The sequence below is a fragment of the Micromonospora sp. NPDC007230 genome (genome assembly GCF_042869115.1).
Taxonomy (GTDB): domain Bacteria; phylum Actinomycetota; class Actinomycetes; order Mycobacteriales; family Micromonosporaceae; genus Micromonospora.
The window spans coordinates 24,974-36,853 of the sequence record NZ_JBIAFE010000046.1 but is presented as its reverse complement, the minus strand read 5'-3'; the positions used below and the strand labels follow the sequence as shown (position 1 = coordinate 36,853).

Genomic DNA, 11,880 nt, shown 5'->3' with positions numbered 1-11,880 from the left:
AAGCTGGCATATCGATGCGGCATCAGTCGGGGCAAATAGGGCCGATAGCCGTGAGTCGGCTGGTCTGCTGGCCCAGCATTCGGCAGGCCGAATGCCGCTAATCGCACGCAGACAAGATCAAAACGCCCAGTGAGAGAGGGTCTGATTCACGTATTTTGCGAGTGATGCTGCCTTCAGTTATCTCGCCAGGCTGGGGTGTTTTCGTCGGCGACGCGTTTGGTGAGGTTGTCGATCATCGCGATGCGGACCATGCTGGCGAAGTGTCGGGCAGGGTTTCGTAGCCGCGGGCCAGGCGGCGGTGGAGCTTGATCCAGCCGAGGGTGCGTTCGACGACCCATCGGCGTTTGACTACGGAGAACCCTTTGACTTGTGGGTCTTTGGTGACGACTTCGACGTCGATGCCGAGGGTGGCGCCGTGTTCGATGACCTTGTTCTTGATGCCGGCGTCGACCCAGGTCTTGGCGAGGGCTGGGTGGGTGGCTTTGGCTTGTTCCAGCAGGTTGATCCCGATGGTGTTGTCGCTGGTGCTGGCCGCGGTGACGATGATCGTGAGGAGCAGGCCGAGGGTGTCGGTGACGATGCCGCGTTTGCGTCCGGCGATCTTCTTGCCGGCGTCGATGCCCTGGGTGGGCAGGGGTGCGTTGGTGGAGGTCTTCACGCCCTGGCTGTCGATGACGCAGGCCGACGGCTGCGGTCCAGGACGTTGCGTTGTAGCACGGCGAAGAACGATTCCATCGCGGCGTTGTCACCGCAGGCGCCTACTCGTCCCATCGACCCGACAAATCGTTGCGGTGCAAGGCGTTGACGTACTTCCTCGATCGGAACTGGGCGCGATCCGAGTGAACAATCGTGCGGGCCGGGCTGCGCAGCCGGGCCGCGTTGCGCAGCGCCGCGACGGCCAGGGCCGTCGTCATCCGTCCGTCGATGGAATGGCCGGCCATCCGAGGACCTTGTTCCGCCTGCGCAACTCTCGCAGCTCGGCGGATTCGCTGCTGGTAGAGCCCGGTCGGACGCCGTCCTCGACGTCGCGAACTTGAGCCAGCGATGCAGGCACGCCTCGGAATCCCGAAGCCCTTCGCGATCTGCCTCAACGGCACCTCTCCCTCGCGGGCGACCGCGACCACGTCACGACGGAACTCCAGGGGGAAAGCCTTCGGCATGGCAGACATCCTTCCAGTGAGGAGTGCATCCTCACAGGCCAGGAGTCAACCGAACCGGGGCAGTCCCGGACCGCCTATGAGTGGAAGCATGATCAGTCCAAAGCGGCGATTGGACGGGGTGGGCGTCAGCAATGCTGGTGGGTGTCGGTCGTAAAGTGCAAACGACGTCACCGACATCGCCTCCCGACAGCGCGGATAGCCGTAGGCCCTGAGGCCGCGCCGGCTCGGCCCGGCCTCGGGGGCGGCGCCGACGAAGCCGCCACCTCCCCATCACCGGCAGTATGGTGGCCTGACAGCACACCGAACCTGTCCGTCAAAGCGGGTCAACTGAGGTGAGGTTTCCCCCGGTAGCTCGAACATGGTGATGCGATGCGTGCGCCGGCGTTGCTCGGCGTGCGGACGGCTGGACCTTCAAGTACCACTCAAGTCACGAGCCAACGGGATAATTCGGTCGCGCCCGGGAACTTTGATGTGGTTTCCTGGCGCGCGAGCACATCCATCGAGCAAGGAGCAGACATGCGAGCGACGTTCACCTCTTTCGGAGCTCTGTTGCCCATTCGCTCGAAGGACGTGACGTTTGTCTTCGCATCCGCTGCGCGCCGTGCGCACTCTCAATCTCGGGATTCTGGCGCATGTCGACGCCGGTAAGACCACTCTGACCGAACGGCTGCTCCACGCGGCCGGGGTCATAGACCAACTCGGCAGCGTCGACTCTGGCACGACCCAGACCGACTCGCTGGCGCTGGAGCGCCAGCGGGGCATCACCATTCGTTCGGCGGTCGCCGCGCTGCGCATCGGCGGCACCGAGGTCAACATCATCGACACTCCCGGGCACCCTGATTTCATCGCCGAGGTCGACCGGGTTCTCGGCGTGCTCGACGGGGCCGTGCTGGTCGTGTCCGCCGTCGAGGGCGTCCAGCCGCAGACCCGACTGCTGATGCGGGCGCTGCGGCGGCTGTGCGTACCCACACTGATCTTCATCAACAAGACTGATCGACGCGGCGCCGACGCGCAGCGCGTCTACGCGGAGATCACGCGGCGCCTGGACGTGATGGTGGTGCCCGCCACCGCGCCCACCGCGGCTCTGGCCGACGCATTGACCAGTGCTGACGATGCGCTGCTACGGGAGTACGTGGAGGATGAGGCGAGCGTGACGGCCCGGCGGCTGCGCGCCGAGCTGGCGGCCCAGACGGCCCGGTGCGCCGTGCACCCGGTGTTCGGGGGTTCGGCGATGACCGGAGCCGGGGTGGACGAGCTGATGGCGGGCCTGGCGGAGCTGTTGCCCACGGCCGCCGGCGAGCCCGCCCGCCCGCTGCGAGGCCGGATCTTCAAAGTGGAGCGGGGACCCGCCGGCGAGAAGGTGGCCTACGTGCGTATGTTCGACGGCGAGCTGCGGGTACGCGACCATCCGACCGGCGGCCGCGACCGGATCACGGCGATCCACATGCTCGAGAACGGGGTGTGGGTGCGGCGCGACACGGTGGCGGCGGGCCAGATCGCGGCGCTGCGCGGCCTCGCGGGCGTCCGCGTCGGAGACACCCTGGGCGACAGCGCCACGCGGAGAGACCATCACTTCGCACCGCCGATGCTGGAAGCCCTCGCCGTTCCCCGCCGCCCCGGGGACGGCGGGCGGCTGCGCTCGGCGCTGATGCTGCTGGCCGAGCAGGACCCGCTGATCAACCTACGCCCGGACGAGCGTGGCGGCACGGCCGTGTCGCTCTACGGCGAGGTGCAGAAGGAGGTCATCCAGACCACCCTGGCCGCCGACTTCGGTGTCGACGCAGACTTCCTGGCCACCACGACCCTGTGCGTGGAGCGGCCGAAGGCGACCGGCGAGGGGCTGCAGCGGCTGAACACACCGTCGAATCCCTATCAGGCCACGATCGGGTTGCGGGTCGAGCCGGGGCCGCCGGGCTCGGGCGTGACGGTGTACGTGCCCGTGGACTACCGGCTGGCGCCGCTCTACGTCTACCGGACGCTGGAGCTGTTCCAGGAGGCGATGGGCGACTACATACGCGACGCGCTCGCGGCCGGTCCGCACGGGTGGCCGGTGACCGATTGCGTGGTGACGATGATCGATTCGGGCTATAGCGTGGCCGACGGGCCGCCGTCGCTGCGCGGGCCGACGAGCACGGCACAGGATTTCCGCAAGCTCACGCCGATCGTCGTCGCGCAGGCGCTGGCTGCCAGCGGGACGGTGGTCTGCGAACCGCTGGCCCGGGTGACCCTCGAAGTGCCCGCGCAGGCACCCAACGGCGTGCTGAGCCTGCTCAGCAAGCTGGGGGCGATGGTGGAGGACCAGGTGGTGCGTGCCGACGAAATGGTGATTGTGGCGGTTCTGACCGCGGCGGACGCTCAGGAGCTACACCGGATGCTGCCGGAGGTGACCGGTGGCGAAGGAGTGCTCGAGGCCGCGTTCGCCGGTTACCGCCCGGTCCGCGGAAAGCCACCGCGCCGTGGATGACGCCCAGACCGGTACGGACGGACAGCACAGCCCCAATGGACCTTCACGGCCGGCGACACTTGAGACGACCAGGTGAGCGCAGGTCGCATCTTGCCAGGCGGATCCGTCCGGCGGCCCGGTGCCGCAGTCCACAGTCGGCCGAGGGAAGTCCGCGCAGGCCGCGCGTGAGCGGCTCCTCCCACCTGTGGCTGGGTCGGCGGAAGCGGCCGGGGCGGGGAGAGCTCCAGCGGCCTGATGTTCCACCGGCTGGTCGCCGTCGACCACACGTGACGACGGAGGGGGCGCAGGCGCTCAGCCACCGGACTCAGGTGCCGGCCCCGGCGGAGCCTCGGACGATCGGCGTACGTCGGTCGCCGCCACCGGGCCGTACCGATAGGGCTGTCCTGCCGATCTTGTAGCGGTCGGTCGTTGACGATGCACTGCCGCTTCCACTTGCTGCTCGTCGGTGACGTCGCAGACGACGCCGATCGCCCGCCGTCCGCGGCCGGTGATCTCCTCGGCCGCGTTGTGGACGGCATCGGGCAGCGGCACCATCCTGCTCCTCGACGCGCTGGCTACTCTGCTCACCCTGATGCTGGTTGCCGTCGCCGCCATGGGCGTGCTGAACATGGTCGTGCTCGACACCTGCGAACGTGTCCGCGATCTCGGTATCCACAAGGCGTTGGGCATGACGCCCTGGCAGACCATCGCGATGCCCCGGTCGAACCTGCGGCGTGCGCAGACGATCGTCGAGTCGTTCTGCCGCCGGCACGGCCTCACGTACTGCCAGACCGGCCTGTTCGAGTCGTACGCCCAGGCACTGCGCCACCTGCACGCGGTCGGACGTACTCCTTGTTCGGCGGGCGCCTGAACCGGTCGCCCTGACCGGCGACCGTCCATGAACGGACCATGTCTTGCCTACGCCGACCGGCGCCCTGCTCACGCCCTTCGTCGCGTTCCGCGCCGACGAGTTCGACGGACTGCACCTCGCGCGTCTTCCGTTTGTACCGGAGATCCGCCTGCACCTGGCCGATGACGCGATCGTGCTGCGGGCCAGGTTGGAAGCGCGGGTCGGGCCGGGGGTCACGCCGTTCTGGGCGAACGCCTGGGCCGGCGGCCAGGCCCTCGCCCGGTACGTCCTGGACCAGCCGCAGGTGGTGACCGGCCGACGGGTGATCGACTGCCGGACCTCCGCGTGCCCGTGCTCACGCACCACGTCGCAGACCACCTGCGCGACGACCGGGACTCTGCGGTCGACCGACGGCGCGGGGAACAGGCGGTCCATCAGCGTCAGACACCGTCGGCACGTCGGCGCGAATGCCAGCTGCCGGTACCTGCTCAGCGTTCCGCCGTCACCGCCGACCATCCCATTCCCGGCCGCACATCGTCGTGCGCTCCCAGTTCGGCTCCCGCAGCGCCTCGAGGTCGTACCGCCGCTGGACTGCCTCCCGCCCGCTGTCTCCGCCCGTGAGGTAGTGGTCGGGTACGGCGTCGCAGCCCTGCTCCAACGGCTCGTGCCGGCGCGCGAGGTGCACGGCCTCACCGCCGGCGACCGCCACGAGAAGCAGCACGGCCTCCCCGGCGGTGATGACGTTCGGTCCGTGCAGGCCGTCAGGCATGCCAGCAGTATCGGACAGCCGGTTCGCCGGCCCGAAACCCAATCCATCCGATGAATCGCATAGGCCGCCGCTGGTCGGATGCCTGGCGGTCGGTGGCTGCCTGAAGTCGGAGGCGGCCCTGGCTTACCGCCACGTTCCTGGACGGGTGCCCGCAGCCTGGCATTTCTGGCCCGCTGCCAGCGCAGCAAAGGCGCCCCGGAGGGCTTGACCGCAGCCATGGACCGTTGTAATCATCGGATGTATCTGTCCGAAACGTCGATGTAACAGCCGCAAGGCAGCTTACGAAGAGGCGATGCCCCCATGAGACTTCGACCGCCCAACGGAATCCGACCACGAACAAAGCCGTGTGGGCCAGGTGGCGCCTGGTCCTGGCCGCGCTTGTCCTGGCAGTGGCCGCCAGCCTCGTTGGCGCCCCAGCCGTTCACGCAGAGGTCCAGCACTCGCGACAGCAGTGGATGCGCGAGTCCACCGCGGGCCTGTTCCTGCACTGGGGAATGTTCACCGCGCCACGTCACCTCGACTGCGCGGATTGGGAACGTGACGTCACCGAGGGTGGTTGGACCCCCGACTACTGGGTCGACGAAGCACGCAAGCTTGGTGCGTCGTACATCGTGCTGGCTACCTTCCACAGCAGGCTGGGTTACGCCAGACCGTGGCCCTCCAAGATTCCGGGTAGCTGTGCCACCGAGCGCGACATCCTTGGCGAGTTGGTCAACGCCGGCAAGGCGAAGGGCGTCCGGACCATCCTCTACATGACCGATGATCCGCAGTGGCACAACGAGAATGGCGTAGAAACCCTCGACTCGGCGGCCTACTCGGCGTACAAGGGCCAGCAGGTGGACCTGACCACCCGAGATGGCTTCGGCATGTTCAGCTACGACCTGTTCTTCGAGGTGATGCAGAACTATCCCGACCTGGCGGGGTTCTGGATCGACAACGACAACGCCTACTGGGAGCGGAACCACCTCTACGAGCAGATCCGGGAGATACGCCCGTCCTGGTTGTTGAGCAACAACAACGAGGACACGCCGATCATGGACACGGTCAGTAACGAGCAGAAGACCGGCATGACGCCCTCCTACGACTATCCTCAGGCGGTCTGGACGTCGATGCCGCGGATCACCGAGGCCGACTACAAGCTGCCGACCACCGGCTCCTGGTGGTACGACGGCGGGAACCACCCGGTCGACTTCCGGCTCAGCACGGGTCGCTACATCGCTAACGCGGGTTCGTCGATCAAATCACTGATGGCCGAGACCCCAATGGTGAACGGCAAGTTCCCCCCGCCACAGGAGGCGTTCAACAACTTCATGGCCGAGTGGGTGCCACCGATCCGCTCCTCGCTGCATGGCACTGAGGGCGGCGGCTATATGTACGGCGGCATGCAGCCCGGCTTCTGGAACGACGGTGCTCATGGCGTCATCACCGTTCAACCCGGCGCTCGGATCCAGTACGTCCACGTACTGACCAGGCCAAGGACAGACCTGGTCCGGCTGCGCGACAATGGCTACCGGGTGACCGGGGTTACCGACCTGCGTACCAGCGAGTCGATGGCCTTCAGCCAGTCCGGCGGCTACCTGACGATCCTCGGCATCAAAAATTGGGATACGTACGACACCGTGTTCGAGGTCCACACGGCCGACCAGCAGTACTTCTATGACCAGTCCACCCTCAAGGCCACCGCGTCGTCCTCTCGCGACGGCCACCCGGCGGGCAACCTCGTAGACGGGAGCTTCGAGGATTACTGGGACAGCAACGCGCAGTTGCCGGTGTCGGTGACGCTGGATCTCGGGGAGCGCCGGCCCGCGCGGTACCTTGCGGTTAACCAGCGTGAATGGTCCCCGACGTACGCGCGGGAGTCGTTCGGTCGGCCGGAGGACTCGGCGCGGATCAAGGACTACCGGGTTTTTGTGAGCAACGACGGCGTGCGGTGGGGGGAGCCGGTACGTATCGGCGCGATGCCCAGTGCACGTGGTGTGCAGTTCGTCGACATCGGTGAGCAGCACGCGCGTTACATCAAGCTGGAGGTCCTGAACACCTGGGGCGGCCCGCAGGCACCGACGTTCTACCGCGAGCTGCAGATCGACGAGATCAAGGTGGGGTTCGGCTACCCGAGTTCCGGCCGCACTCCGAGCCCACTGGAGGCGGAATCGCAGGCCCTGGACGGCAACGCGCGCCGAGCGAATTGCTTCGCCTGTTCCGGCTCGTTCCAGGTCGGCGGGCTCGGCGGCGGGCCACAAAACTCGGTCACCTATCGGGATGTGACGGTTGCCGAATCCGGTGACTACCGGCTCCAGTTTGACTACACCGCTGCGGGTGCCGGCACCTCGCTCTCGGCGAGCGTCAACGGCGGCACGGCGATCGCGGTGCCGGTCGCCGCGGACAACGCGGGTGTACCAGCCGCTTCGGCAATCGCCGTACCGCTGCAGGCCGGCACCAACACGATCAAGGTGTTCAGCAACGCAGACCAGGGGCCGGGAATCGATCGCCTCGCGGTCGCGCCGTTGCCTCCGACGTCGTACGTCCCGAAGACGACGATGACAGTCGAGCCCTCCGGCCTGCAATGGGTTGGACCCGGGCAGCAGTCGATCAACGTGACCGCCAGCTTGCGGCTCGACGTCGATGACGCGCTCGAGCAGGTCACGCTGGCCCCGACGGCACCCGCCGGCTGGTCGGTCTCCGGCGGCCCTGCGACAGCACCGGTCATCCGGCTCGGTCAGACGCTGAAAGCGTCCTGGACCCTCACCTCACCGCCCGGCCAGAACCTCAGCTCGGCCAAGATTCCCATCAGGGCGTCGTTCCAGACGCTCGGTCGCCAGAAGCAGGTCAGCCAAGACCTGCGGGTGCAGCTGCGCCCAGCGGACCGGGTGTTCATGCGGGAGGCCGAGGACTCGCGGAACAAGCTCGGTACTTCCGGCATCACAAACTGCTCGTCCTGTTCCGGGGGCCAGAAGGTACGCAACATCGGCGGCAGCCCGGACGCCTACGTGCTGTTCGAGGACGTCACTGTGGACGCTGCTGGCGAATACACGTTGTTCATCGACTTCACCGTCAACGGCGACCGCTCGTTCTTCGTGACTGTCAACGACGGCACGCCGATCGAGGTGCCGGTGAGCGGTGTCGGCAACAGCACCTCCTACACGACCTCCGTTCCGGTGACGCTTCGGGCGGGCGCCAACATGATCAAGATCCACAATGATGAGAACTCCGCTCCTGACCTCGACCGGTTGTCCCTGAAGTAAACCGTCATCTCGGCTCCACCCGAATGCCGATGCCCTGGTTAGCGCCCGGAACGGATGCGAACCAGGGCATCGGCATCTACAAACCTCTCGGTCGTCGAGCTCGGGCCCCGGTCAGTCGGCACGCCGCAGCCTCCACGGCGGCGCCCGCAGCACGGCGTGGCGGATCATCCTGCCGGCCTGCAGGCACTGCTGCTTCCAACTACCGATCGACGTCTCTGACGTCTTGTTCCTACGCGCCGCTTCCGCGATCGTCGTCTCCGCAGACAGGACAGACAGCACGACCGGACCTGGTCCTCCACTGGGAACGTCGGCGGACGGCTCATCGATGCTTCATGAGGCTGCTGGCCATACATCGGATCTAAACGAATTTGAATACTTGATTCGACCCGTTGCGCCCGTTAGCCTGGGGCAACACCTCCGATGTATCCAGAAATCTGCAGAGGAACCAGCTTCCCGCCGAGACGACCACCTGCCGGCGACCGCAGCGCCGATGTTCGGCAACATCGACAGCCTGCGCGAACCGGGGCCGGCCCGCGCCGTGCAAAGGTCGCCGGCCAGCGGCGGGGGTGAGCACCGACCGCCGCTGGCACTTTCCGCTGATAGTTGCGGCCCGGACCGCTGACAACGGCTGCTCCGCCGAGGGCAGCGGGCCCGATCGCACCGATTTCGGGTCTGGCAGGAAGCCAGAACCGGAGACGCCTGGAGGATCTCCATGTTCGGTAGGAACCACAGGCACCGTCGGCTGCCGACGAGCGTCAGCACCCTGCTGGTCGTCGGCCTCGCCGCGGTGACCGGCGCTCCGGTGGCCGCCCAAGCAACCGAGGCCGCCGAACTGTCGTCGGTGACGGTGCAGGTCGGAAACGCAAGCCTGCCGCTGGACGGCAGCACGCCCCTACAAATCAGCGGCACCATGAGCGACGGGGCCACCGCCGATCTCGACGAGGCGTATATCTCCGTCAGCAGCAGCAAACCCACGGTCGCCGCGGCCAGCATCGAGGGAGCCTCGGGCACCGTGCAGGCCGGAACGGTGACACCTGGCGAGACCACCCTGACCGCCACGGTCACCCTCCGCGGAACCACCGCCACCGGCCACCTCGACGTGACCGTGCTGCCGGAGCCGGCCCGGCCGTTCCGGCACGACTACCACCAGACCCTGACCATGAAGATGTTCATGGCCGACAACAAAGGTCGGGTGTCCCTGACCTTCGAACAGGGGCTTGAGGTCATCAGGAAGGTCGACAACCTGACCCGCGGTATCCCGAAGATCTATTACCTCGTCGGCTGGCAGTACGACGGGCACGACACCGGCTACCCCGCCTGGGACGTGGTCAACCCGAAGCTCAAGCGCCCCCAGGACGAGACGGCGCTGGAAAGCCTGCGCTGGTTGATCGAGGAGGCGCGACAGTACAACACCACGGTCAGCTTCCACATCAACATGCTCGACGCCAGCGCCGCCAGTCCGCTCTGGGACACCTACCGAAAGGCTGACGTGATCGCCCGCAACAAGGACGGGTCGCTGCGCGAGTACGTCTGGGGCCACCCGATCAGCTACACGCTGGAATGGGAAGCCGGGCTGACGCAGAAACGGATCGACAAGCTGTTCGAGATGGTCGACATGACCGAAATCGGCACCGTCCACGTCGACGCCTTCCACCAGTACATCCCCGGCTACGGCACGGAGCCGATCAGCCCGTACCACGGCATCACGACCGACCAGGAGGTCGCGACCCAGAAGAAGATCATGCGCTACTGGCGGGACCGAGGCGTCGACGTGACCTCGGAGTTCGCCTACAGCTACCGCAAGGATCCGCTGCTCGGTCTGCAACCCATGTCGTGGCACTTCCGGGGCGTCGACCAGATGAAGATCCCCCCCAACCCTGCACATCGGCGGCGCGGGCGGGGACGACAGATTCGGCACCAGCATGCAAGGTGAGTCGATCATCAAGCGTGACCCGGCGAAACTAGGCGGGTTCCTGGACGAGTTCGCCAGGACCACGCTCGTCTGGTACTACCTGAATCGGCTGGACCGGCTGTCCGACACCGGCGGCGTGGTCACCTTCTCCGACGACGTGACCAGCCGCTACGTCGACGGCCGGCTCCGGATCACCCGTGGCGACCTGGTGCTGCGCGACGGCGACGACGTCTTCACGCCGGCCCTGTGGAACGACCGGCACCGGGAAATTGTCGCCTACTCGGCCGACGGGTACCACGCCCGGACGTGGCGGCTGCCCGCGGACTGGCACGGCGTGGGCGCGGTGGACGTCTACCGGATCGGGCTCGACGGCCTCACCCGGATCCAACGCCAGGCGAAGGTCACCGACGGTCGGATCACCCTCAGCCTGCCCGCGGGTACCGCCGTCAGCATCGTGCCCGCCCACACCGACGTCGGCGATGCCGACACCAGCGGCCCGCACGCCTTCGCCGCCCGGGCGCCGAAGGACGACGTTTCCGTACCGCCGGCGCACGTGCGTTTCCAGTGGGAGCCGTCGTACCAGGCGGACCGTTACCGGCTGATCGTGGCCGAGGACCAGCGGTTCCAGTCGGTGGTGGTCGACCAGACGACAACGGACACCGCGCTGGTGGTGCCCCGGCTGAAGCCGGGGACCGTCTACCACTGGAAGGTCGACGCCACGACCGCGGCCACCGGTGGCAGCATCACGGTTGACGGGGCGCCGTTGTCATTCCGTACCGCCGTCACCGAACCGCCCGCCCAGCCGGCCGGCGTCACCGCCTACCGGATGTCGGACGAATCCATCTTCGTCGTCTGGCACGCCGTGCCGGGCGCCGCGACCTACGCCGTGCAGCGCCGCGCCGCCGGCTCCGCCTTCACCACGATCGTCGACGGCGTCACCGGCAGCAGCTACCTGGACCCCACCGCGTCACGCAGCAACGGGCCGTTCGAATACCGGGTGGTGGGGGTCAACGACCTCGGCGCCGGCGAGCCGAGCGCGGCGGCCGTCGAAGCGGCGGTCGACCTGTCGTCAGCGGTGTACCTCAGTGACCTGAGCTGGGAGTCGGCCAGCGTCGGCTGGGGCACGATCGGCCGAGACAAGGCCATCTCCGGCGGGAACATCCGGCTCGGCGGCACCCGGTACGACAAGGGTCTGGGCGTTCACGCCACGTCGGATGTCGTCTACCGGCTGGGTGCGAGCGCCCGGCTCTTCAGGGCGGTGATCGGCGTCGACGATGCCAAGCGCGGCTCGCCGGCCACCGTGGTGTTCCGCGTCTACGGCGATGGGGAGTTGCTGTACGACAGCGACGTCATGCGCGGCGAGCCGTACTCGACGCCGCAGCAGGTCCTTGTCGACGTGTCGGGGCACGACACGCTTCGGCTGGAGGTCTCCGACGCCGGTGACGGCATCAACAGCGACCACGCGGACTGGGCCGACGTCCAACTCCTGTCGTTCACGTCCTAG

At 67.3% G+C, this 11,880-nt stretch carries 6 protein-coding genes and 3 pseudogenes; 6 read left to right on the top strand and 3 right to left on the bottom strand.

The window, feature by feature from the left end:
* Positions 1 to 173 precede the first annotated feature (173 nt).
* A pseudogene (locus ACFYML_RS35285) lies at positions 174 to 694 on the bottom strand (transposase); the annotation flags it as partial.
* A pseudogene (locus ACFYML_RS35280) lies at positions 685 to 944 on the bottom strand (IS3 family transposase); the annotation flags it as partial. The pseudogenes ACFYML_RS35280 and ACFYML_RS35285, both read right to left, overlap by 10 nt.
* An 817-nt stretch (positions 945 to 1,761) precedes the next feature.
* Between ACFYML_RS35280 and ACFYML_RS35275 the strand changes: the two are divergent.
* From ACFYML_RS35275 to ACFYML_RS35265, 3 genes and pseudogenes are all read left to right on the top strand, one after another.
* Positions 1,762 to 3,624 carry a GTP-binding protein gene (locus ACFYML_RS35275; RefSeq protein WP_387424766.1) on the top strand — a complete coding sequence of 621 codons (1,863 nt, stop codon included), beginning with the start codon at positions 1,762 to 1,764 and terminating at the stop codon, positions 3,622 to 3,624.
* Positions 3,625 to 4,069: 445 nt separating this feature from the next.
* Entirely contained in the window at positions 4,070 to 4,474 is a 405-nt protein-coding gene (locus ACFYML_RS35270) for an FtsX-like permease family protein (RefSeq protein WP_387424765.1), read from the top strand.
* 43 nt (positions 4,475 to 4,517) lie between these two features.
* Positions 4,518 to 4,784: pseudogene (locus tag ACFYML_RS35265) on the top strand (methyltransferase); the annotation flags it as partial.
* Between the two features lie 171 nt (positions 4,785 to 4,955).
* On the opposite strand, the gene ACFYML_RS35260 reads toward ACFYML_RS35265, so the two are convergent.
* Positions 4,956 to 5,222: a hypothetical protein gene (locus tag ACFYML_RS35260; protein WP_387424767.1), complete on the bottom strand. Its 267-nt coding sequence runs from the start codon at positions 5,220 to 5,222 to the stop codon at positions 4,956 to 4,958.
* Between the two features lie 455 nt (positions 5,223 to 5,677).
* On the opposite strand from ACFYML_RS35260, the gene ACFYML_RS35255 reads away from it, so the two are divergent.
* The 3 genes from ACFYML_RS35255 to ACFYML_RS35245 all read left to right on the top strand — a co-directional run bounded on the left by ACFYML_RS35255 (position 5,678) and on the right by ACFYML_RS35245 (position 11,880).
* Positions 5,678 to 8,464: a CBM35 domain-containing protein gene (locus ACFYML_RS35255; RefSeq protein WP_387424764.1), complete on the top strand. Its 2,787-nt coding sequence runs from the start codon at positions 5,678 to 5,680 to the stop codon at positions 8,462 to 8,464.
* A 712-nt stretch (positions 8,465 to 9,176) separates the two neighbouring features.
* Positions 9,177 to 10,397 carry an endo-alpha-N-acetylgalactosaminidase family protein gene (locus ACFYML_RS35250; RefSeq protein ID WP_387424763.1) on the top strand — a complete coding sequence of 407 codons (1,221 nt, stop codon included), beginning with the start codon at positions 9,177 to 9,179 and terminating at the stop codon, positions 10,395 to 10,397.
* Positions 10,387 to 11,880, top strand: a complete 1,494-nt coding sequence (locus ACFYML_RS35245) for an NPCBM/NEW2 domain-containing protein (RefSeq protein WP_387424762.1) — start codon at positions 10,387 to 10,389, stop codon at positions 11,878 to 11,880. The genes ACFYML_RS35250 and ACFYML_RS35245 overlap by 11 nt, the downstream gene beginning before the upstream one ends.